Source organism: uncultured Reyranella sp. (assembly GCF_945957355.1).
Taxonomy (GTDB): domain Bacteria; phylum Pseudomonadota; class Alphaproteobacteria; order Reyranellales; family Reyranellaceae; genus Reyranella.
This window is the reverse complement of record NZ_CAMFKM010000003.1, coordinates 356,249-375,939: the sequence shown is the minus strand read 5'-3', so window position 1 is coordinate 375,939 and position 19,691 is coordinate 356,249. Positions and strand designations below refer to the sequence as shown.

Below are 19,691 nucleotides of genomic sequence, written 5' to 3'. Positions count from 1 at the left end.
ACTTTCAACTCATCAACAGGCGGCGGGAAATGATCACGCGCATGATCTCGTTGGTGCCTTCGAGGATCTGGTGCACGCGCAGGTCGCGGAGATAGCGCTCCAGCGGGAAGTCCTTCAAGTAGCCGTATCCGCCATGCAATTGCAGAGCGTCGTTGACCACGCGGAAGCCGACGTCGGTCGCGAAACGCTTGCCCATGGCCGCGGCCTGCGTCGCCTCGGGCGACTTTGCATCGAGCAGCGAGGCCGCGCGCCAGATCAGCAACCGCGCCGCGTCGAGTTCGGTCGCCATGTCGGCCAGCTTGAACTGCGTCGCCTGGAAGTCGGCCAGCGGCTTGCCGAACTGCTTCCGCTCGACCACGTAGCGCGAGGCCGTCTCCAGGCAGGCGCGCGCGCCGCCCAGCGAGCAGGCGCCGATATTGATGCGCCCGCCGTCGAGTCCCATCATCGCGATCTTGAAGCCGTGCCCTTCTGGGCCGAGCCGGTTGGCCACCGGCACCCGGCAGTTTTCGAAGATCACCGAAGCCGTCGGCTGGCTGTTCCAGCCGAGCTTGTTCTCCTGCTTGCCGAAAGAGAGGCCGGGTGTCCCCGCCTCGACCACCAGGGTCGAGACGCCGCTGGCGCCCGGGCCGCCGGTGCGCAGCATCACGACATAGATGTCGCTGCGGCCACCGCCCGAGATGAAGGCCTTGCTGCCGTTCAGCACATAGTGATCGCCCTGGAGTTCGGCTCGCGTGGCCAGCGCCGCCGCGTCGGAACCGGCCCCGGGTTCGGTGAGGCAGTAGCTCGCGAAATGCTCCATCGAGCAGAGTTTCGGCAGGAAGCGCCGGCGCTGCTCGTCGTCGCCGAAGGCGTCGATCATCCAGGCGGCCATGTTGTGGATCGAGATGTAGGCCGCCGTGCTCGGACAGGCCGCCGCCAGCTCCTCCATGATGAGCGCTGCGTCGAAGCGGCTGAGGCCGCTGCCGCCGACATCGTCGCGCACGTAGATGCCGCCGAAGCCGAGTGCCGCGGCCTCGCGCAGCACCTCCTCCGGAAAGATCTTCCCGGCATCCCAGCGCGCGGCCTGGGGCAGCATGCGGTCGGTCGCGAACTGCCGGGCCGTATCGCGGAAGGCCTGCTGGTCTTCTGAAAGCGTGAAATCCATCGGCGGGACCGTATCAACTCTGGCGACAGCTTTCCGCAGGAAAAGGAGCCGCATTGCGGGCCCTGGCGGTTCGCGCGATAAGGCGGGTCATGTCCGCCCGTTTCACGACCCTCGGCCGTTTTCCCACGACCCGCCTGCGTCGCAATCGCGGCGAGGAATGGTCCCGCCGCCTCGTCGCCGAGAACAAGCTCTCCGTCGACGACCTGATCTGGCCGGTCTTCGTCCAGGAGGGCCAGAACACCCGTACGCCCGTCGCCTCCATGCCAGGCGTCGACCGCCTCTCGATCGACCTGTTCGCGGAAGCGGCCAAGGAGGCACGCGACCTCGGCATTCCCGCCATCGCGATCTTTCCCGAGACCGATCCCAAGGCCAAGACACCCGACGCGCGCGAGGCCTACAACCCGGGCAATCTCGTCTGCCGCGCCATCACGGCGGTGAAGAAGGCCGTCCCCGACATCGGCATCGTCTGCGACGTGGCGCTCGACCCGTTCAACAGCGACGGCCATGACGGCATCGTGCGCGACGGCCGCATCCTGAACGACGAATCGGTCGAGGCGCTGGTCAAGCAGGCGATCGTGCAGACCGAGGCCGGCGCCGACATCCAGGCGCCCTCGGACATGATGGACGGCCGCATCGGCGCCATCCGCGCCGCGCTCGACGCCAGGGGCTTCCAGCACGAACAGATCATGTCCTACGCTGCCAAGTATGCGTCGGCCTTCTACAATCCGTTCCGCGACGCCATCGGCAGCTCCGGCGCCCTGAAGGGCGACAAGAAGACCTACCAGATGGACTACGCCAATTCCGACGAGGCGCTGCGCGAGGTTGGCTTCGACATCGAGGAAGGCGCCGACATGGTGATGGTGAAGCCCGGCCTGCCCTATCTCGACATCGTGCGGCGCGTGAAGGACACGTTCGGCGTGCCGACCTACGCCTACCAGGTGAGCGGCGAGTACGCGATGCTGAAGGGCGCGGCCGATCGCGGCTGGCTCGACTGGAACAAGGTGCTGATCGAGACGCTGACCGGCTTCAAGCGCGCCGGCTGCGACGGCATCCTGACCTATGGCGCAATCGACGCGGCGCGGCTGCTCAAGTCGAAATGATCGCCTGCCGATGATCGAACGCCCCTCGGCCCGCCTGATCCTGCTCGATCCGCAGGACCGGCTGTTCCTGTTCAACGTCCACGATCCCCACGTCTTCGATCCGGCCAAGCCGTTCTTCGATCCTTTCTGGGTGATGATCGGCGGCATGGTCGATCCGGGCGAGGACTATGCCCAGGCCGCGGTACGCGAGGCCGGCGAGGAAACCAGGCTGCCGGTCATCGGCACCCCGCGCTGGGTCTGGTCGCGAGAGCGAGTCATGAGCTGGCGCGGCAAGGACGTGCTGCACAGGGAGCGCTTCTTCCTGGCACGCACCGACCGAACCGAGATCGACGTGTCGGGCCTTGACGAGAAGGAACGGAGCTGGACGCTCGGCCATCGCTGGTGGACCGCCGAGGAGATCGCCTCGTCGTCCGAGCGCTTCGAGCCGCTTGCCCTCGGAACGCTGCTGCCCGCCCTGCTGCGCGACGGGCCTCCGGTCGAGGCGCTGCAACTCAGCTAGCGGCGTTCGCGCTCCTCGCGTTCCCGCTTGCGCCGTTCCTGCTCCTCTGCCGCGCCGCGATAGGCGCGCCATGCCAGGACGAGTGCGACCGCTGAACAGGCCACGCCCACGATCATCGCCATCGGCTCCACCTCACCCACGATCGAAAAACCTCATGATGGCCTCGTCGCTCCAGGGATGGCGGCTGGCGGCGCCATGGAAGCCGACATGCCCGCCGCGCGTCGGCAACAGCGGCATCAGCGCCTTGTTGCCTGCCCAGTCGTAGCTGCTGTAGAGCGCACCGGGAATCCAGGGATCGTCCAGCGCGCCCAGCACCAATGTCGGCACGCGGATGCCGCCCATGAAATGGACCGGCTTGCAGCGTTCGTAATAATCCTCCGCACCGGCAAAGCCGTGGCGCGGCGCGATGAAAACTTCGTCGTAATCCCAGACCGAACGCGATCCGAGGATGGCCTCTCTCTCCGCCGCCGTGATTTCCGCCCCCGCCGCCGTTGCCTCGATCTTCATCTGTCCGAGAATATAGCGATGGTAGATCGTGTTGCGGCGCTCCAGCATCCGGCGGCAGGTCGCGGACAGGTCGATGGGCGCGCACACTGTCGCCGCCGCAAGCAGAGGGGCGGCCTCTCCTTCCTCGCCGAGGTATTTGAGAAGCATTGCGCCGCCCAGTGAGTAACCCGCCGCGCGCATTCCATCGCGTGTCAGCTCGGCTGGCAGGTTCGCCAGCAGCGCGCGGAAGTCGTGGCTGCGGCCCGCATAGTATTGCCCGCGGCAGGTCGCCCGCGACGGCCCGGCACCCCGCAGGTTGACCCGCAGCACCCGTTCGCCGGCATCGAGCAGCCGGCACGCCATGCTGTAGATGTACTGGCTCTCCTGCGAGCCGGTCAGCCCGTGGACCAGGATCGTGAGCGGCGTGCCGGGCCTGGGTACCGCGGGTCTGTCGAGCGTGCAGAATAGACGGTCGCCCGTGCCGTCCCGCAGGTCGATCAGCAAGTTTTCGGAATCGTGAGGAGCCAACGTCCGCTTTGCCGAGCGTACGAAGTTGGCGACGGTCTGGAGATCGGCGCCCCACCAGGGAAAGCGCGGACGGAACAGCGGGAGATCGAGCTTCACGCCTCGATGGTAGCAAGCCGGTCGATGAATTTCTCCACCGCGAGATCGCACCAGGGCCGCGTGCTGTCATGGGCATGGAAGCCGATATGCCCGCCCGCCGGCGGCATCAGGGGCACGAGAGACGGATTGTCGGCCCAGTTGAACTCCCGATAGTACTCGACGGGAATCCAGGGATCGTCGCACGAGGCGATGACCATCGTCGGCACGCGGATCTCGGGCATGAAGGCGAGCGGCGAGCAAAGCTCGTAGTAATCCTCGGCACCGCGGAAGCCGTAGCGCGGGGAGATGAACCGGTCGTCGTATTCCCTGACGCTCCGCGCCGCCCTGATGATCTCCCGCTCCTCCGGCGACGTCAGCGCCCCCGGCGCCAGCGCCTCGGCCTTCATGTCGTTCAGGAGGTAGGCCTGATAGAGCCAGTTGCGCGCCCGCGACATGTGCTTGCAGGTCCGGATCAGGTCGATCGGGGCGCAGATCGTGGCGGCTCCCAACAGGGGCGAGAACGATCCCTCCTCGCCCAGATACTTCAGCAGCATCGCCCCACCCAGCGAATAGCCGACGGCGACCACGCCGTTTGCGGTGAGATCCTCCGGCAGTTGCGCGAGCACGCGGCGGAAGTCAGCGGTACGTCCGAGGTGATAGTGCTCCCGGCAGTAGGGCCGCGAGGGACCGGATCCCCGCATGTTCAGGCGCAACACGCAGTAGCCGCTGTCGAGCAGGTATCGTGCGGCGTTCAGCATGTAGGGACTGTCCTCGCTGCCCGTCAGCCCGTGAATCAGGAGCACGAGAGGCCGCTGCTCGGCAGGTTCAGCCGGCTTATCGAGCATTCCGAGGAGGATATCGCCAGTCCGGTCGGCCATGGGAAAAGCCATCCGCTCGCTGGTATGCGGCGCGAGATCCGACGCACGCCCCGTCAGCAGGATGGCTATGGTCTGCAGGTCCGGCCCCCACCACGGAAAGCGTGGCTTGAACGGCGGCAGATCGAGGGAATCGATGGACGGGGGCACGGTCGATCCGTATTCACGCTTTCGTTGCGATGAAAACGTCCGTCACCCCGCCAAGTTCCCCGCTGCTCGGAGTGCTGTTCGCCGTCGCGGCGGCAATCACATTCAGCACCGCCGGCGTCATCGTGCGACGGATCGACCTTCCCGCATGGGATGTGTCCTTCTGGCGTTCGGCCCTTCTCGTCGCGACGATGCTGCCGCTCCTGATCTGGCAGCGACGGCAAGTCCTGATCGACGTGCGCAACGGCGGGCCGGCCCTGCTGCTCAGCGCCATTTTGCTCTCCGGCGGTTTCGTGAGCTTCATCCTGGCGCTGGGCCTCGCGCCGGTGGCGAACGTGCTGATCGTGTTTGGCGCGACGCCGTTCATCACGGCGATTGCCGCCCGGCTGTTCCTGCGCGAGCCCCTGCATGGTCACACCATCCTCGCCATGGCGGCGGCGGTCGTCGGCCTGGCGATCAGTGTCGCCGGATCGCTGCAGCCCGGCGCCCTGGCGGGCATGGCCGTCGCCTTCATCGTCGTGCTGTGCATGAGCGGCAACTACGTGGTGGTGCGCCACCGCCGTGACATCGGCATGACGCCCTCGATCTGGCTCGCCGGCGTCATTTCCGGCCTCGTGGCGCTGCCTTTTGCGTATCCCGGGAACGTCACTTGGTCGCAGCTTCCGTGGCTGTTTGCCCTCAGCCCGGGTCAGCTCGCAGTCGGCCTGCTGCTCTACATGGCCAGCCTGAAACGCATTCCGGCAGCCCAGGCCTCGTTGCTCGGCCTGCTCGAACTGGTGCTGGGGCCGATCTGGGTGTGGCTGTTCGATGGCGAAAAGCCGGACGATCTCACCTTGTTCGGCGGTCTCATCGTCATCTCGGCGGCAGCGGCCAATGTGTGGCTGGATTCACGACGATCCACTGGCTAAGAACCGGGCATGACCCAGAATACCAAGGGCCCCCTGTCGGGCATTCTCGTCGTCGATCTCTCCCGCATCCTGGCGGGCCCCTATTGTACCCTTCTGATGGCCGAAATGGGCGCCCGGGTGATCAAGGTCGAGCCGCCCAAGGGCGGCGACGATGCCCGTGCCTACGGCCCCTTCGTGAACGGCAAGTCGACCTATTTCGCCTCGGTGAACCGCGGCAAGGAGAGCATCGCGCTCGACCTCAAGAACGACGAGCACCGCAAGATCTTCGAGAAGCTGCTCGAGAAGGCCGACGTGGTGGTCGAGAACTTCCGCCCCGGCACGATGGAGAAGCTGGGCTACGGCTGGGAGACGCTGCACGCCAGGTACCCTAAGCTGATCTACGCCTCGGCCTCGGGCTTCGGCCACACCGGCCCGAACTCCAAGGACCCTGCCTACGACATGGTCATGCAGGGCCAGGGCGGCATGATGAGCATCACAGGCAACGAGGGCCAGCCGCCCAGCCGGGTCGGCATGTCGATCGGTGACATCGGCGCGGGCCTCTACACGGCCGTCGCCGTGAACGCGGCACTCGTGCACCGGCTCAAGACCGGTGAATCGACCAAGGTCGACATCGCGATGTTCGACTGCCAGCTCGCGCTGCTCGAGAACGCGATCATGCGCTACACGGTCGAGAAGGAGATCCCCGGTCCGCTCGGTGCGCGCCACCCGACCATCACGCCCTTCGAGGCCTTCGCCACGGCCGACGGCTCGATGATCATCGCCGCCGGCAACGACAGCCTGTTCATCAAGATGTGCGAGGCGCTCGGCCGCCCCGACATGGCGACCGACCCTGCCTACGCGTCGAATGCCCTGCGCCAGAAGAGCCAGAAGAAGTTGAAGGACGAGATCGAGTCCGTCCTGAAGACCGACACGACCGACCACTGGATCGCCGTCGTGTCCAAGGGCGGCGTGCCCTGCGGACCGATCAACAACATCGCCCAGGCCATCGCCCATCCGCAGGTTGCCGCGCGCAACATGCTGGTCGACGTGCCGGACGGCAGCGGCGGCATGCTGAAGCTGGCGGGCAACCCGCTCAAGATGTCTGCCTTCCCCGATCCGACGACACGCCCCGCCGCGCCCGACCTCGACGGCGACCGCGATACGATCCTCTCCTATCTGGGCGGCTGACCCGGTGAGGCTGTTGGTCCGCGTCGCTGCCGTCCTCGGAAAGGTTCTGGCCGGCACGGCGCTGGCGCTCGCGGTCTTCCTCACCGGTACCTACTTCCACGTACACGGCGCCCTTCCGAGTTACAGCGGCACGATGGACGTGGCCGGCCTGAAGGCTCCAGTCGAGATCCTGCGCGACAAGAATGCGGTCCCGCACATCATCGCGGGCTCGATCGACGATGCTTCCTTCGCCCTGGGCTACGTCCACGCCCAGGACCGCTTCTGGCAGATGGAGCTGATGCGCCGCATCGGCCAGGGACGACTGGCGGAACTCGTGCCGCCCGCCCTGGTCGGCAACGGCCTCGTGGACAGCGACCGGACGATGCGCGGCCTGGGCGTCTACCGGCGCGCGTCGGAAAGCGTGAATGCCCTCTCGCCCGCCATGCGCGCCCGGCTCGACGCCTATGCCGCCGGCGTGAATGCCTGGCTGTCAGACGACGATCAGCAGTTCGGCCTCGAACTCACGCTGATCAAGCTCCTGTCCGCGGGCGGCTACCGGCCCGAGCCATGGCGGCCGGCCGATTCGCTGGTCTGGGCCAAGCTCATGGCGCTCGGCCTCGACGGCAACTGGCGCGCCGAGCTGCTGCGCCTGCGGCTGTCGCAGAAGATCGGCGAGGACGGGGTGAAGTTCCTGATCGAGCCGTCCGGCGACAGCAAGGACTCGACCCTCTCGATGGTCATGGCCGCCGTGAAGGACATCGACCTCGACCGGATTTTCCGCGGCACCGACAACGAGGTGACGCGCAAGCGTGAAGCGTCCAACGAGTGGGTGCTCTCGGGCGCGCACGCCGTGTCGGGGCGCCCGCTGCTCGCCAACGACCCGCATCTCGGCTTCTCCTTTCCGGGCGTCTGGTATCTCGCCCGCCTGATCGGACCAGGGTTCGACATCCGCGGCGCCACCTCGCCCGGCTCGCCGGCCGTGGTGCTGGGCCACAACGGAATCATCGGCTGGGGCTTCACGACCACCAATCTCGACAGCCAGGACATCTTCGTCGAGCGCGTCGATCCGACCGATCCCAACCGATACATCACGCCCGACGGCGCCCGCCCCTTCGCGGTACGGGAAGAGACCATCAAGGTTGCCTGGGGCGATCCGATCACCATGCGCGTGCGCGAGACGCGCCATGGTCCGGTGATCGACGACTTCGTCCGCCACGGCGAGAACCTCACGCCCCAGGGACATGTGCTCGCCCTCCAGGCGACCGCACTCGACGGCGCCGACACCTCGGCAGAGGGCTTTGCGCGCGTCGGCTCGGCGCAGAACTGGGACGAATTTCTCTCGGCTGCCCGCCGCATCGTCTCGCCCATGCAGAACATGGTCTATGCGGACACGTCGGGGAACATCGGCCTGATCTCTCCGGCGCGCGTGCCGATCCGGCGCAAGGGCGACGGCTCGATGCCGGTGCCGGGCTGGACTTCCGAATACGACTGGGCGGGCTTCGTGCCGTTCGAGGAGCTGCCCCGCGTCTACAATCCGGTCGGCGGCGTGATCGTCAACGCCAATGGCCGCCTGGTGCCCGACGACTATCGCCATTTCATCAGCAAGGACTGGGCCGAGCCCTATCGCCAGCGCCGCGCTGCCGAGCTTCTGGGTGAGGTCGAGCGCCATCCGGTCTACGGCATGATCGTCATGCAGGCCGACAATCTCACGCTCGATGCCGCCGAGATGCTGCCCTACCTCCTGAAGGGCGCAGCGCGCAACACTCGCGCCGCCCAGGCGCGCGACCTGCTGAGCCGCTGGAACATGTTCATGCTGGCGAGCCGGCCCGAACCCCTGATCTACAATGCCTGGATCACCGAGCTGCAGCGCGGTCTGCTCGCCGACGAGCTGGGCGAGGATCTCTTCAATTCGATCGCCGTGCCCAATGTACCCCTGATGATCCGCATCCTGCGCGACAAGCCGGGCTGGTGCGACGACGGCGGCACGAAGCCGGCCGAATCGTGCGAGGATGCGATCGCACTGGCGCTAGACCGGGCGCTCGACTGGATCGCGCGCCGTCAGGGTCCCGACATGACCAAATGGCAGTGGGGACGGGAACACTTCGCGGTGCATCGCCATCCGCTGTTCGACGGCGTGCCGCTGCTGCGCGACATCGCATCGGTGCGCTACCCGTCCGACGGCGGCAACCAGACGCTGAACCGCGCCTCCCCCTCCTTCAGGGGCAACCGGCCGTTCGACGCCGTGCACGGCGCCGGCTATCGCGGCATCTACGATTTCAGCGATCTCGAGAACAGCCGCTTCGCGACCCCGCTCGGCCAGTCGGGCAACATGCTCTCGCCGTGGGCCCGCAACTTCGTCCAACCCTGGCAGAAGCTCGCCTACATCAACATCGGCGGCACACGCGCCGAAACGGCGCGCAGCGCCGTCGGCACGATCACACTCAATCCGGCGACGCGCTGACGGACTCATCGGAGCGCGCCACTCCAGTGGCGCTCAGGCTTCGTCGATTAAAAGAATATGAGCGCAACTGGAGTTGCGCGCTCCCCTTGACCACAGTCATCCCGCCCTAAGCCTCGAGCGTCGGCGTCCGGCGCGCCAGCAGCTTGTCGATGCGCCGTCCATCCATGTCGACGATCTCGAAGGTCCAGTCTTCGTAGGTGAACTGCTCGCCGGCCACCGGCAGATGACCGAGCTGGGCCAGCGCAAAGCCCGCGATCGTGTGGAACCTGGTGCTGACCGGCAGCTTGTCGAGCTGCAGGCGGTCCAGCGTCGCGTGGACGGGCGCCATGCCGTCGATCAGCAGCGAGCCATCCTCGCGTTCGACCACGTCGGGATCCTCGCCGGGCGCCGCCGGAAGGTCGCCCGCCAGCGCCTCCAGCAAGTCGGCCTGGGTGACAATGCCCTCGATGCCGCCATACTCGTCGACCACGACGGCCAGGCGCACGGGCGTCTTCTTGAACTGCTCCAGTACCTTGAAGATCGGCATGGCCTCATGGACCATCAGCGGCGTCGCCACCGCCGCGCCCGGATCGAGCGGGCCGCCCCGCAGCATCTGGTTCAACAGGTCCGTCTTGCTGACGGCGCCCAGCAGGTTGTCGATGCTCCCTCGCCCGACCAGCATCTGCTCATGCGGGCTTTCGAGAACCCAACGCGCGATCTCGTCGCGATCGTCGGCGACGTCGATCCAGTCGAGCTCCGTGCGCGGCGTCATGATTTCCCCGATGCGACGGTTGCCGATGTCGAGCGCACGCACGACGACCTCTTCCTGCGCATCCTGCAGGAGACCGGCATCCTGGCTGGCCTCGACCAGCAGCTTCAACTCGCCAGGCGAATGCAGGGACTCCTCGCCCGCTCCCGGCCGCAATCCGAACAGCCTCAGCACGAGGTTGCCCATACCGTTCAGCACCAGGATCGCCGGGCTGAGCAGCCACCGGAACAGGCCGAGCGGCCGGACGACCCACAGCGCCGTGCTTTCGCTGCGCTGGAGCGCGAGGCTCTTGGGCGCCAGCTCCCCCAGCACGATGTGCAGGGCCGTGATGAGGACGAAGGAGATGCCGACGGCGATGGCGTAGGCGCTGATGCCCGCGGTCGTGCCCCAAAGGTCCGCCAGTGGCTTTTCGATCAGGTGACCGATCGCCGGTTCGCCGATCCAGCCCAGCGCCAGCGACGAGATGGTGATGCCGAGTTGCGTGGCGGCAAGGTTGGAATCCAAATGGTCGAGCGCGCGTATCAGTGCCTGGGCGTTCATCCGTCCCGAGGCGGCCAGTTCGATCACCCGGCTGCGGCGAACGGCCACCAGCGAGAATTCCGCAGCCACGAAGAACCCGTTGGCCGCGACCAGCACCAGGACCGCCAGCAATCCTCCCGCTCCCGACATGTGCAGCTCCCCTATCGCGGCTTGTCGCCGGCCAGCGTGATCCGATGCATGACGCGCCGGAAGCCGTGGTAATCGTTGATCGGGTTGTGCATGGCGCAGCGATTGTCCCAGAAGGCCAGCGAACCCGGTTCCCAGCGGAAGCGGCAGGTGAATTCCGGCCGCGTCTGGTGCTCCCACAGGAAGCGCAGCAGCGGCAGGCTCTCCTTCTCCGCCCAGCCCTTGATGTGGGCGGTATGGGCATCGGATGTGTAGAGCGCCTTGCGGCCGGTCTCCGGGTGCGTCCGCACGATCGGATGCTCCGCCGTCATCACCTTCAGCTCGGCACCCGCGGCCTTCATGCGGTCCTCGCGGGTCTTGGTGACATCGGCCTTGGCGGAAGAGCTGACGCCGACCAGCCCGTCGAGTGTCGCCCGCAGCCCGTCCGACAACGCCTCGTAGGCCAGGTACTGGTTGGCGAACATCGTATCGCCACCGAATGGCGGCACCTCGCGCGCCAGCAGCATGCTGCCCATCGGCGGCATCTGCAGGTACGTCGTGTCGGAGTGCCAGATGCCGCCGAAATTGTTGCGCTCGTGCTCGAGCTTCACCACCGGCGTGATCATCGGCGATTCCGGCAGCCCCTTGAGCTGAGGATACTCGACGGGTTCGCCGAACTTCCGCGCGAAGGCGAGCTGCTGCAGCGGCGTCACGGTCTGATCGCGCAGGAAGATCACGAGATGGTCGAGGAAGGCCTGGCGCATCTCCGCCACGACTTCCGCGTCGAGATCCTGTGCGATGTCGACGCCGTGGATCTCCGCGCCCAGGGCGCCAGCGACCGGCCTCACTTCAATGTGGCGATAGTTTCGCATGTCTACCTCTTGGCCCATGAGGGCGTCGTCTTCGCCATGAAATGCCGGATGCCCTCGGCCGCCTCCGGCTCGCGCAGCAGGCCGACCAGGCTCGCGGCCGCCTCGTCGAGTACGTCGAGATCGTCCTTCTTCGCGCAGGACAGGACCAGCCGTTTGGCCACGGCCAACGCCTTGGGTTCCATCTTCAGGATGTCATCGAGCAGACCCTGAAGCGTGGCTTCGACGTCGGCGTCCGTCAGGCAGGGATAGCGTCCCACGCCCAGGCGATACGCCTCGGCCGCATCGATCACGCGACCCGTCACCGCCAGATCGCGGACCGGCCCTTCTCCGAGCCGCCGAACCAGGAACGGTATGATCTGCGACGGGATGAAGCCCACCTTCGGTTCGGGAATACCGAAACGGGCGTCCTCGCGCAGGATGACGACGTCCGAACAGCAGGCCATGCCGAAGCCCGCCCCGACCGCCGAGCCTTCGACCACCGCGATGGTGGCTTGCGGCAGGGCTTCCAGCGCCAGCAGCGCGTTGCCGAACTGGCGATAGGTCGGGAGCAGCGGGTCCGTGCCACCCGGCGGCACGGGCGGCAGGTCGGCCATCGTGTCGAGATCGCCCCCGGCGCAGAAATGCCCGCCCGCCCCGCGAAGAACCAGCACGCGGCAGGCCGCGTCGTTGCCGACGCCCACGAAGGCATCCTCCAGTTCCAGCATCATCCGGTGCGTCAGCGCATTGCGCCGCTGCGGCCGGTTGAGTGTCAGGAAGGTGACGGCGCCCTGCCGGTCGATAGTGAGGAACTCATAGTCGGCCATGGGCAAAGTCTTAGCGAGCGACTATCGTGGCAACAAGATGATGCGCTTCGCGATTCCGCTGCTCGCGGCCCTCCTTTTCCTCACGAACGCGGCCCGCGCCGATGACTGGGCCACCGTGATGACGCCGGCACCCGGGCCGACGCAGTCGATCGGTTTCTATACCGCGGGTTGCCTGCAGGGCGCGCAGGCGCTGCCGTTGGAAGGGCCCGGCTATGAAGCCATCCGCGTCAGCCGCAACCGCTACTGGGGCCAGCCGGTCACGATCGAGTTTATCAAGACCCTGTCGGAGAAGATCCGGGCCGCCGGCCAGGCGCATCTCTACATCGGCGACATCGGCCAGCCGCGTGGCGGGCCCGCCCCGTCGGGCCATGCCAGCCACCAGGTCGGGCTCGATGCCGACATCTGGTTCGAACGGCAGCCCGGGGCGCGCCGCACGCCCACCGACCGCGAAAATCCCCGCCTGCGCTCTCTGGTGCTCGCCGACGACAGCGGGATCGACGACTCGGTCTTCAACGAGCAGCATGTATTCCTGCTGAGAACGGCCGCGCAGATGCCGAACCTCGACCGCATGTTCGTGAACAAATGGATCAAGCAGCGGCTCTGCCAGACGGTCGGGGGCGACCGTTCGTGGCTGCGCAAGCTGGTCCCCTGGTACGGGCACGATTCGCATTTCCACGTGAGACTCTACTGCCCGCCGGGCAATCCGCAGTGCCAGCCGCAGGCCGACTATGCGCACGACGACGGCTGTGGCGAAGCGCTCGAATCATGGTTCCGCAAGGCACCGCTCGTGCCGCCGACCACCCCGCCCAAGCCCTACCGGCCGAAGCTGCCGGCGGCCTGTACTGCGGTGCTGAACGCCCGGTAGCCGGATCAGCCGATCCCGCCGCAGCGGTTGGCGCGCTGGCGGGCCTGCACGTCGAGCCAGTCGAGACCGCCCACCGTGCCGACGCGGATCCAGTCGACCTGGATCGTGCCGTCGGGCACGCGCTTCACGACATAGCGCGACTCCGCCTGCGGGGCGCTCTGCGGCACGTAGAGGACCGTCGTCGTCCCCGGCGCCGACGACGGCTCGATGTTCACCACGAAGCCGCTGGCCGCCGGGGCCGCGAGGCAGGTCACCATCGAGTCATAGGGGACTGTATAGACGCTCGACCAAGCCGGCACGGGCTTCGGCGGCTTGATGGGCTCGCTGCCCAATTTGTCTACGGTCGAACACGCTGCGGCGGCGAGCGATAGAAGAGCGGGAACCATCACGTGCTTGAACATCACTCACCTCCGGAAACGGCCCTATTCTACTCACCTTGCCCGAGGAGGGAACCGGCCTGGCGCGAGGAGCGGAAGAACCACTGGAACACCTGGAAACCGATTACCAGGTAGACGGCCGACAGCCCGAAAGCGACGGCCAGCAGGTCCCAATGGACCGTGTTCTCCAGCATGATGGAGCGCATGCCCTCGAAGATGTAGGCCGGCGGCAATCCCCAGGCGACGACCTGCAGCCAGTGCGGCAATACCGAGACGGGATAGTAGACTCCGCTCACCGGCATCAGGACGAAGACGGCCGCCCAGGCGAAGCTCTCCGCGCTCTGCCCCACCCGCATCACGAGGCCCGACATGGCGAGCCCGATCGACCAGGAGAACATCTGCAGGATCACGAAGAAGGCGAGCAGCGGCAGGCCGAGCGTGTAGATCGAGTAGCCGAAGAACGCCCAGGCCAGCAGCGAGACCGGGATCATGCCCAGCAGGGTGCGCAGCAGCGACGCGACGATGATGCCGGCGGCCAATTCCCAGGAACGGATGGGACTGACGAAGAGATGGCCGAGGTTGCGCGACCAGATCTCTTCCAGGAAAGCGATCGACAGCGAGAGGTTGCCGCGGACCACGACCTCCCACAGCAACAGTCCCGACAGCAGCACACCGGCTGCCTGCGCCACGAACGATGCCTGGGGCAGAAGGTACTGGGTCATGAAGCCCCACATCACCATCTGCACGGCCGGCCAGTAGATCGAATCGACCAAGCGCATGATCGAGCTGCGCCAGAGATAGATATGGCGCAACACGAGGGCGTATATGCGTTGCAAGGAGCCGCTCATGGCGCGCGCTCCTCCCGCTTCAGCGCGTCGAGCCCGCGGCCCCGGCCGCGCGCCATGTCGAGGAACACTTCCTCCATGTCCTCGCGGCCGAACCGCTCGAGCAGCTCGCGCGGGCTGCCGCGCTCGAACACCTTGCCGGCCTGCAGAAGGATCACGTCGTCGCACAGCCGCTCGACCTCGGCCATGTTGTGCGAGGCGAGCAGGATCGTGGCGTGGGTCTCGCGCTGATAGGCTTCGAGATAGCCGCGCACCCAGTCGGCGGTATCGGGGTCGAGCGACGCCGTCGGTTCGTCGAGCAGCAGAACATCCGGCCGGTTGATCAGCGCCTTGGCCAGCGCCACCCGCGTCTTCTGCCCGGCCGACAACCTGCCCGCCTGCCGGTCGAGGAAGGCCGAGACCTGCATATGCTCGGCGATCTCCTCGATGCGCTGACGCAGGCCCTTCACGCCATACAGCCGGCCGTAGAACTGCAAATTCTGGCGCACCGTCAGCCGATGCGGCAGGTCGACGTAGGGCGAGGAGAAATTCATGCGCGGCAGCGCCGCGTAGCGTCGTCTCAGCATGTCGACGCCGAGGATCTCGATGCTGCCGGCCGTCGGTTCGAGGAGGCCGAGCAGCATGGCGATGGTCGTCGTCTTGCCCGCACCATTGCCGCCGAGCAATCCCAGCACCGCGCCGCGCGGCACCGAGAAGCTCAGATCGTCGACGGCGACGATCTCGCCATACACCTTGCGCAGGTGATGGACGGCGATGGAGGAAGGCGCTGGCATACCGGCATCACAACGCCTTGACCGCCGCTTCGATGCGATCGAGGCCTTTGCTCAGCCGCTCCGCGCTCGACGCGAAGCACAGGCGGACATTGCCCTGCCCGCCCGGCCCGAAGGCCTCGCCGGGGGCCAGGCCCACCTTGTACTGCTTCGCCATCGTCTTGCAGAAGGCCAGCGTGTCGCTCACGCCCTCGACCGAGAAGAAGGCGTAGAACGCCGCGTCCGGCCGCGCGATCGTCACCTTCGGCAGCGCAGAAAGACGCTGGAACACGAGTTCCCCACCGGCACGGCAGCGTTCGACCATCTCGTGGACGAAATCATCGCCCTGCTCCAGCGCGGCTACCGCACCCTTCTGCAGGAAGGCGGGAACGCCCGAGGTGTTGATCTGCACCAGCTTGGCGAACTGGTCGCCCAGCGCCGCCGGATGGGTGAGCCATCCCAGGCGCCAGCCCGTCATGGCCCACGGCTTGGAGAAGCTGTTGAGCACGATGACCGGGTCGTCGGGACCGGCGAGCTCGAGGAAGGACGGCGCCGCCTGCCGGCCGTCGGGTCGCTTCGTGTAGATCAGGCGAGCGTAAACTTCGTCGGCCATGATCCAGACGCCGCGCTTGCGGGTGAAGTCCAACAGGGCCGCCTGCTCCTCGGTGGACATCGTCCAGCCGGTCGGATTGCCCGGCGAGTTGACGAAGATCGCGCGTGTGCGGTCATCGACGGCATCGAAGACCTTCTGGAGGTCGAGCTTCCAACCACCGCCCGGCGTGCGGTCGAGCGCCACATACTTCGGAACCCCGCCCACCAGCCTGGTGGCCGAGGTGATGTTCGGCCAGATCGGCGAGACGATCACGATATTGTCGCCCGGATCCAGCAGGAGCTGGCAGGTCAGCAGGATCGCCTGCATGCCGCCGGTCGTCACCGTGAGGCGCTCGATCGGGCACTTGATGCGATACAGGCGTTCGGTATAGGCCGACAGCGCGCTCCGCAGCTCAGGGATTCCCCGCTGCCACGTATAGAACGTCTCGCCCGCCTGCAGCCCCTTGGCCGCGGCGTCGCGCACGAAATCCGGTGTCACGAGATCGCTCTCGCCGAACCAGAGCGGCACCACGTCCGGGTCTCCGAACACGGTCATCGCCACTTCGGAAATGGGCGTTTCGGCCATGCCGGCGGTGGCGCCGCTCAGCGAAGCCGGGAGGCCCGGCGCGACGAATCTGGAGTGGTCTTGCATGCTGTGGACGTACCGCATCGTTCGGAATTGCGCCAGTCAGGGGCCTGCACGACAATTGTTGGCGGCGAGGCCCAACCCTACTAATCACAGGAGAAAGCCATGAAGTATCTTCCCTGTCTGCTTGCACCCCTGCTTCTGGCCGGCTGTGTACACGGCGACAATGTCGAGCGCCTCCAGGCAGGGATGGACCGCGAGCAGGTGCGATCGGTCATGGGGCCGCCCGAAGGGTCCGCCCATTCGCCGGGCAAGGATTGCGCCTACTACACCGTGCTCAAGGACTTCTGGAGCCGGACGCCCTGGTCGATGTCGGATCGCTATTACGTCTGCTTCACCGACGGCAAGGTCGACACCTATGGCCGCGTGGATCAGCCCGCGTCGGCTCAGATGACATCGCCATAGAGCGGCGCTACGGTATCGTCAGGGAGAGACAATGCATTCACATCAGGATGACGGGCAGATCGCGCAATGGCTTTCCGAGCGTCAGGACAGTCTCTACGCCGACGGGCGACGCTGCGATGAGATCCAGTACCTCCAGTGCAAGCTGATCCTCAAGCCCGATCGCTTCACCTCCGCCCGCGTTTTCAAGGAGTTCGCGGCACTCGTCCAGCGAGCCGCGGCCACTACCGGCGTCGGCTACCAGCACACGCCAAAATCCCAGCAGCGCCCCGAGGTCCGCGAGGTCCTGTTCCTCGATACCGGTGGCTACCATCTCTACAACAACAACTTCATCGTCCGCCGGCGCATCGCCTATGAGGACGGCTTCGCGATCGGCGATCCCGAGATCGTCTTCAAATATCGCAGCGACAACATGGTGAAGGCCCAGGCCCTCGACGTGCGGCCGCATATCGATGGCAAGTACAAGATCAAGTTCAAGCTGGAGATCATGCCCCTCAAGGAGAGGATCGGCGGAATCCGGCGCCTGCTCTCGCACAATGTGGAGTTCGGCCTCAGCCAGGCCCCCCAGGCGGCCCGGATCGTGATGTCGTCGCTTGGCAACATGTCCCTGCCGGAGCTGACCCAGATCTTCCCGACGCTGGGTGCGATCTCCTGTGACGGTCCCAACGACATCTCCCTCGTCAACCAGACGATCGTCGAGGAACTGCTGCAGGACATCTGCCTGCTCGACTTCGGCCATCACACGGCGGCGACGGCCAATCTCGGCCTTTGGCGCGCGCGCGGTGACCACCATGCGTTCGTCGGCGAGTTCGCCTTCCAGCTGCGGTTCGCAGGCCCCGACGACATCAAGCACAAGTCACTGAACCATTGCGAAAGGTTCTTTCTGGAGCTCCAGCAGGTTGCGGCCGACTGGCTGACGCTGACCACGACCAAGACCGGCGCCGTGTACCGCCTTAAGGGCAACCCGCCGCAAGCGCACGAATGAGCGTCGCAGAAACCCCATCGCCGCCGCCACCGCCATCACTCGGAAAGCTCTTCTGGGTCTTCCTGGTCATGGGCGCGACGAGCCTGGGCGGTGGCGTGGTCGCCTATCTGCGAACCGGCCTCGTCGTGCGCCAGCGCTGGCTCGACGATCTGAGCTTCGTCGAGCTGCTCTCGATCAGCCAGACCCTGCCCGGCCTCAACGCAACCAACATGTCGATCCTGGTGGGCGACCGCCTGAGGGGTGGCATGGGCGCCCTGGTCGCCACCCTGGGCATGTGCCTCCCCGGCGCCAGTCTCATGATCGCCGCAGGTTTCCTCTATGGTGCGGGTGGAGACGGTCCCTGGTCGAAGGCCTTCCTGCACGGGATTGCGGCCGGCGCCGTAGGCCTCGTCGTCGTCGTCCTTGTCCAGCTCGGCGCCAAGACGCTCAAGACCGCAGCCGACTACGTGTTCGTGGCGGCCACGGCCGTCGCTGTGGCCTTCTTCAAGGTGCCGGTGCCGTATGCGCTGATCGTGGCCGGGATCATCGCCATCTGGTGGCACCGGCCGCACGACAAGGATGTCCGGTGAAGCAGCTCTGGGACCTCGCCGGCGTCTTCGCCTACCTGTCGCTCCTGACCGTGGGTGGCGGCATGGCCGCCTTCCCGGAAATGAAGGAGCTCACGGTCGACACCTATCACTGGCTGACCTTTCCGGAGCTGCTGCATTTCTACAGCCTGGGCCAGCTCGCCCCCGGCCCGAACATGATGATGGTGGCGTCGATCGGCACCGTCGTGGGGCACATACCCGGCGCGCTGGTGGCCCTCGTCGCCTTCTTCCTGCCGACGGGTCTGCTGACCTTCTTCGTCGGCCGCCTGTGGAGCCACCTTGCGACCTGGCGCTGGCGCCCGTCGATTCAGACGGGTCTCGGTTCGGTAGCGGTCGGGCTCGTGCTGGCCGGTGCGATCATCATGGGACGCGGTGCGATCACCGAGATCTTCTTCGGCGTGATTGCGCTGGCAGTCTTCCTGCTGCTGTGGCGGACCAAGATCAATCCCGCCTATCCGATCGTGGCCTCGGGCTTGATCGGCATGGCGCTGCACTATTTCAACATCGCCTAATTAGGCAAGGTCGCCGTCTCGGCCGTGTATTCCGGTTCATGCTCGCAACTGGCCCGCGGAACACCGATCGCCACGACCTTGTCGCCCGTCTTCAGGCATCCATTGCGCCATTCGCCTGAAAGCGTAGTACCCGCCAGCGTTACCGTCCCGAATCCGTTCGGCAAATCGTTGGCGTAGGTGCCCTCGAAGCGATCGGTTGCGTTCCAGACATAACGGCCAGCACCTTCGCGGCGCCCGTTGCGGTAGCTGCCCTCGAAGCGATCGATCGGCAGGCCATGTTCGGTCCACTGGGACACTCCGTTGCCCTCCTTGAGCGAGGAGCGGCACGCCCCGCTCCACGTCACCTTGTCGTGCTTGTCGGGGTGCCAGTCCCACATGCGGCAACCGACGCCCGGTTCGAAGAGCCAATCGCCCTGTTGGCAAGGCGCATTCCAGCTGATCTCCACCGGATCGGGCTCAGCGCCGGCGCAGTCTGACCGGCCCGGCGCAAGCGCGAGCTGCTGCGCCAGAACCGGAAAAACCGTCAGCATAAGTCCCGAGGAAACAAGCACGGGCAGAATCTTCACGAGAACCCCTTCAACGGCCTTGCGACCGTGGAAATGGAACGCGACAGGCCAGTGTACGGTTGCCCCCATGTGGGGCCGAATGATGATCGTACCGGGATGAATTCGGGGCAGAACCTCGCAACGCCTGGA

Annotated in this window: 22 protein-coding genes; 10 read left to right on the top strand and 12 right to left on the bottom strand. The window is 66.3% G+C overall.

Going from position 1 to position 19,691, the window contains the following annotated elements; translation table 11 throughout:
* Positions 1-4 precede the first annotated feature (4 nt).
* Positions 5-1,144, bottom strand: a complete 1,140-nt coding sequence (locus Q0Q48_RS07520) for an isobutyryl-CoA dehydrogenase (protein ID WP_295136202.1) — start codon at positions 1,142-1,144, stop codon at positions 5-7.
* 89 nt (positions 1,145-1,233) lie between these two features.
* Between Q0Q48_RS07520 and hemB the strand changes: the two genes are divergently transcribed.
* A complete protein-coding gene (hemB, locus tag Q0Q48_RS07515; protein WP_295136200.1) occupies positions 1,234-2,244 on the top strand; it encodes a porphobilinogen synthase in 1,011 nt (336 codons plus the stop codon).
* 10 nt (positions 2,245-2,254) lie between these two features.
* A complete protein-coding gene (locus tag Q0Q48_RS07510; protein ID WP_295136198.1) occupies positions 2,255-2,743 on the top strand; it encodes an NUDIX domain-containing protein in 489 nt (162 codons plus the stop codon).
* Here the strand turns inward: Q0Q48_RS07510 and Q0Q48_RS07505 are convergent.
* The 3 genes from Q0Q48_RS07505 to Q0Q48_RS07495 are packed head-to-tail and all read right to left on the bottom strand — an operon-like array spanning position 2,740 to position 4,857.
* A complete protein-coding gene (locus tag Q0Q48_RS07505; RefSeq protein ID WP_295136196.1) occupies positions 2,740-2,865 on the bottom strand; it encodes a hypothetical protein in 126 nt (41 codons plus the stop codon). The two genes, Q0Q48_RS07510 and Q0Q48_RS07505, sit on opposite strands and share 4 nt — an antisense overlap.
* Before the next feature lie 10 nt (positions 2,866-2,875).
* Positions 2,876-3,853, bottom strand: coding sequence for an alpha/beta fold hydrolase (locus Q0Q48_RS07500; protein ID WP_295136194.1), 978 nt, complete (start codon positions 3,851-3,853; stop codon positions 2,876-2,878).
* On the bottom strand, positions 3,850-4,857 hold the full coding sequence (locus Q0Q48_RS07495; protein WP_295136192.1) for an alpha/beta fold hydrolase: 1,008 nt from the start codon (positions 4,855-4,857) through the stop codon (positions 3,850-3,852). The genes Q0Q48_RS07500 and Q0Q48_RS07495 overlap by 4 nt, the downstream gene beginning before the upstream one ends.
* A 29-nt stretch (positions 4,858-4,886) precedes the next feature.
* Between Q0Q48_RS07495 and Q0Q48_RS07490 the strand changes: the two genes are divergently transcribed.
* The 3 genes from Q0Q48_RS07490 to Q0Q48_RS07480 are packed head-to-tail and all read left to right on the top strand — an operon-like array spanning position 4,887 to position 9,369.
* Positions 4,887-5,762, top strand: a complete 876-nt coding sequence (locus tag Q0Q48_RS07490; RefSeq protein WP_295136190.1) for a DMT family transporter — start codon at positions 4,887-4,889, stop codon at positions 5,760-5,762.
* A gap of 9 nt (positions 5,763-5,771) precedes the next feature.
* Positions 5,772-6,929, top strand: a complete 1,158-nt coding sequence (locus Q0Q48_RS07485; protein WP_295136188.1) for a CaiB/BaiF CoA-transferase family protein — start codon at positions 5,772-5,774, stop codon at positions 6,927-6,929.
* Positions 6,930-6,933: 4 nt separating this feature from the next.
* Positions 6,934-9,369 (top strand): penicillin acylase family protein, encoded by a 2,436-nt coding sequence (locus Q0Q48_RS07480; protein ID WP_295136185.1) that lies wholly within the window; start codon positions 6,934-6,936, stop codon positions 9,367-9,369.
* A 106-nt stretch (positions 9,370-9,475) separates the two neighbouring features.
* On the opposite strand, the gene Q0Q48_RS07475 is transcribed toward Q0Q48_RS07480, so the two are convergent.
* Genes Q0Q48_RS07475 through Q0Q48_RS07465 form a run of 3 tightly spaced genes read right to left on the bottom strand, consistent with a single transcriptional unit; the run spans position 9,476 to position 12,437 of the window.
* The gene (locus Q0Q48_RS07475) at positions 9,476-10,786 is read right to left on the bottom strand and encodes a hemolysin family protein (RefSeq protein WP_295136183.1); all 1,311 of its coding nucleotides are present in this window, start codon (positions 10,784-10,786) and stop codon (positions 9,476-9,478) included.
* Between the two features lie 11 nt (positions 10,787-10,797).
* The gene (locus tag Q0Q48_RS07470) at positions 10,798-11,634 is read right to left on the bottom strand and encodes a TauD/TfdA family dioxygenase (RefSeq protein ID WP_295136181.1); all 837 of its coding nucleotides are present in this window, start codon (positions 11,632-11,634) and stop codon (positions 10,798-10,800) included.
* Positions 11,635-11,636: 2 nt separating this feature from the next.
* Positions 11,637-12,437: an enoyl-CoA hydratase/isomerase family protein gene (locus tag Q0Q48_RS07465; protein ID WP_295136179.1), complete on the bottom strand. Its 801-nt coding sequence runs from the start codon at positions 12,435-12,437 to the stop codon at positions 11,637-11,639.
* Here Q0Q48_RS07465 and mepA point away from each other — a divergent pair.
* Positions 12,436-13,302 carry a penicillin-insensitive murein endopeptidase gene (gene mepA / locus Q0Q48_RS07460; RefSeq protein WP_295136177.1) on the top strand — a complete coding sequence of 289 codons (867 nt, stop codon included), beginning with the start codon at positions 12,436-12,438 and terminating at the stop codon, positions 13,300-13,302. The two genes, Q0Q48_RS07465 and mepA, sit on opposite strands and share 2 nt — an antisense overlap.
* Positions 13,303-13,307: 5 nt before the next feature.
* Here mepA and Q0Q48_RS07455 read toward each other — a convergent pair whose 3' ends face one another.
* The 4 genes from Q0Q48_RS07455 to Q0Q48_RS07440 all read right to left on the bottom strand — a co-directional run bounded on the left by Q0Q48_RS07455 (position 13,308) and on the right by Q0Q48_RS07440 (position 16,516).
* Entirely contained in the window at positions 13,308-13,634 is a 327-nt protein-coding gene (locus Q0Q48_RS07455; protein WP_295136175.1) for a hypothetical protein, read from the bottom strand.
* A gap of 95 nt (positions 13,635-13,729) precedes the next feature.
* Positions 13,730-14,527: an ABC transporter permease gene (locus tag Q0Q48_RS07450; protein WP_295136173.1), complete on the bottom strand. Its 798-nt coding sequence runs from the start codon at positions 14,525-14,527 to the stop codon at positions 13,730-13,732.
* Entirely contained in the window at positions 14,524-15,297 is a 774-nt protein-coding gene (locus tag Q0Q48_RS07445; RefSeq protein WP_295136171.1) for an ABC transporter ATP-binding protein, read from the bottom strand. Before Q0Q48_RS07445 ends, Q0Q48_RS07450 begins: the two co-directional genes overlap by 4 nt.
* Before the next feature lie 7 nt (positions 15,298-15,304).
* A complete protein-coding gene (locus Q0Q48_RS07440) occupies positions 15,305-16,516 on the bottom strand; it encodes a pyridoxal phosphate-dependent aminotransferase (RefSeq protein ID WP_295136169.1) in 1,212 nt (403 codons plus the stop codon).
* A 99-nt stretch (positions 16,517-16,615) separates the two neighbouring features.
* On the opposite strand from Q0Q48_RS07440, the gene bamE reads away from it, so the two are divergent.
* Genes bamE through Q0Q48_RS07420 form a run of 4 tightly spaced genes read left to right on the top strand, consistent with a single transcriptional unit; the run spans position 16,616 to position 18,996 of the window.
* Positions 16,616-16,915, top strand: a complete 300-nt coding sequence (gene bamE / locus Q0Q48_RS07435) for an outer membrane protein assembly factor BamE (RefSeq protein WP_295136168.1) — start codon at positions 16,616-16,618, stop codon at positions 16,913-16,915.
* A 31-nt stretch (positions 16,916-16,946) separates the two neighbouring features.
* Positions 16,947-17,897 (top strand): hypothetical protein, encoded by a 951-nt coding sequence (locus Q0Q48_RS07430; protein ID WP_295136166.1) that lies wholly within the window; start codon positions 16,947-16,949, stop codon positions 17,895-17,897.
* On the top strand, positions 17,894-18,466 hold the full coding sequence (locus Q0Q48_RS07425) for a chromate transporter (RefSeq protein WP_295136164.1): 573 nt from the start codon (positions 17,894-17,896) through the stop codon (positions 18,464-18,466). The genes Q0Q48_RS07430 and Q0Q48_RS07425 overlap by 4 nt, the downstream gene beginning before the upstream one ends.
* A complete protein-coding gene (locus Q0Q48_RS07420; RefSeq protein WP_295136162.1) occupies positions 18,463-18,996 on the top strand; it encodes a chromate transporter in 534 nt (177 codons plus the stop codon). Before Q0Q48_RS07425 ends, Q0Q48_RS07420 begins: the two co-directional genes overlap by 4 nt.
* Here the strand turns inward: Q0Q48_RS07420 and Q0Q48_RS07415 are convergent.
* On the bottom strand, positions 18,993-19,562 hold the full coding sequence (locus Q0Q48_RS07415) for a hypothetical protein (protein ID WP_295136160.1): 570 nt from the start codon (positions 19,560-19,562) through the stop codon (positions 18,993-18,995). The genes Q0Q48_RS07420 and Q0Q48_RS07415 overlap by 4 nt on opposite strands.
* Positions 19,563-19,691 lie beyond the last annotated feature (129 nt).

Bases quoted from the DNA above. Each gene is read 5' to 3' on its own strand.
- Q0Q48_RS07520 (WP_295136202.1), bottom strand. From the start codon at position 1,144: ATGGATTTCACGCTTTCAGAAGACCAGCAGGCCTTCCGCGATACGGCC.
- hemB (WP_295136200.1), top strand. From the start codon at position 1,234: ATGTCCGCCCGTTTCACGACCCTCGGCCGTTTTCCCACGACCCGCCTG.
- Q0Q48_RS07510 (WP_295136198.1), top strand. From the start codon at position 2,255: ATGATCGAACGCCCCTCGGCCCGCCTGATCCTGCTCGATCCGCAGGAC.
- Q0Q48_RS07505 (WP_295136196.1), bottom strand. From the start codon at position 2,865: ATGGCGATGATCGTGGGCGTGGCCTGTTCAGCGGTCGCACTCGTCCTG.
- Q0Q48_RS07490 (WP_295136190.1), top strand. From the start codon at position 4,887: ATGAAAACGTCCGTCACCCCGCCAAGTTCCCCGCTGCTCGGAGTGCTG.
- Q0Q48_RS07485 (WP_295136188.1), top strand. From the start codon at position 5,772: ATGACCCAGAATACCAAGGGCCCCCTGTCGGGCATTCTCGTCGTCGAT.
- Q0Q48_RS07475 (WP_295136183.1), bottom strand. From the start codon at position 10,786: ATGTCGGGAGCGGGAGGATTGCTGGCGGTCCTGGTGCTGGTCGCGGCC.
- Q0Q48_RS07470 (WP_295136181.1), bottom strand. From the start codon at position 11,634: ATGCGAAACTATCGCCACATTGAAGTGAGGCCGGTCGCTGGCGCCCTG.
- mepA (WP_295136177.1), top strand. From the start codon at position 12,436: ATGGGCAAAGTCTTAGCGAGCGACTATCGTGGCAACAAGATGATGCGC.
- Q0Q48_RS07465 (WP_295136179.1), bottom strand. From the start codon at position 12,437: ATGGCCGACTATGAGTTCCTCACTATCGACCGGCAGGGCGCCGTCACC.
- Q0Q48_RS07450 (WP_295136173.1), bottom strand. From the start codon at position 14,527: ATGAGCGGCTCCTTGCAACGCATATACGCCCTCGTGTTGCGCCATATC.
- Q0Q48_RS07445 (WP_295136171.1), bottom strand. From the start codon at position 15,297: ATGCCAGCGCCTTCCTCCATCGCCGTCCATCACCTGCGCAAGGTGTAT.
- Q0Q48_RS07440 (WP_295136169.1), bottom strand. From the start codon at position 16,516: ATGCAAGACCACTCCAGATTCGTCGCGCCGGGCCTCCCGGCTTCGCTG.
- bamE (WP_295136168.1), top strand. From the start codon at position 16,616: ATGAAGTATCTTCCCTGTCTGCTTGCACCCCTGCTTCTGGCCGGCTGT.
- Q0Q48_RS07430 (WP_295136166.1), top strand. From the start codon at position 16,947: ATGCATTCACATCAGGATGACGGGCAGATCGCGCAATGGCTTTCCGAG.
- Q0Q48_RS07425 (WP_295136164.1), top strand. From the start codon at position 17,894: ATGAGCGTCGCAGAAACCCCATCGCCGCCGCCACCGCCATCACTCGGA.